The organism is Massilia frigida, from assembly GCF_011682175.1.
GTDB classification, from domain to species: domain Bacteria; phylum Pseudomonadota; class Gammaproteobacteria; order Burkholderiales; family Burkholderiaceae_D; genus Telluria_A; species Telluria_A frigida.
The window spans coordinates 1-474 of sequence record NZ_WHJG01000177.1; the positions used below are offsets into that span (position 1 = coordinate 1).

1 protein-coding gene is annotated in these 474 nt (G+C 61.8%); it reads right to left on the reverse strand.

The genetic code is table 11. The features are described 5' to 3' along the window. The coding region (locus F2P44_RS34565; RefSeq protein WP_167094619.1) for an IS4 family transposase at window positions 1–474 on the reverse strand (474 nt) is incomplete at both ends.

Sequence of the window (474 nt, forward strand, 5' to 3'; positions counted from 1 at the left end):
AAGCGCGGTGATTGCGTCGGCTTTGGCGTCTTCGACAGCAAATAAGTACCGCGAATTTCGTCAGCCGAGAAGAACAGCGTAGCATCAAGGTCAGGGCAATTTCTTCCAAGGCGCATCAAGTAGGTGACCCGCCAAGCTACGACCATGAACAGCGCCAGGGCTCGCTCGACCCGATCAATCGCCCCCAGTTGCAGGGTTTCCACTTCGCAGCCATTTTTCAACACATGGAAATATATCTCGATTTCCCAGCGCGCCCGGTACCAGTCGATGAGCTCGACGACCTGCTCGGCGGTGCTGGCCTCGCGGTTGGTCAGCAGGCGCCATTCGAGCGGTTTGCTCCCCGCGGGCGCGCCGACTTCGCGTGCCACGATGCAGGTGACGCTGATGCGCCCCCGTTTGCCGTCTCCGATCTCGACCACACGCGCCCACAATTGCTGGCGCACCGCGCGCGCCTTTTGCGTGCCGCGCGTCGGC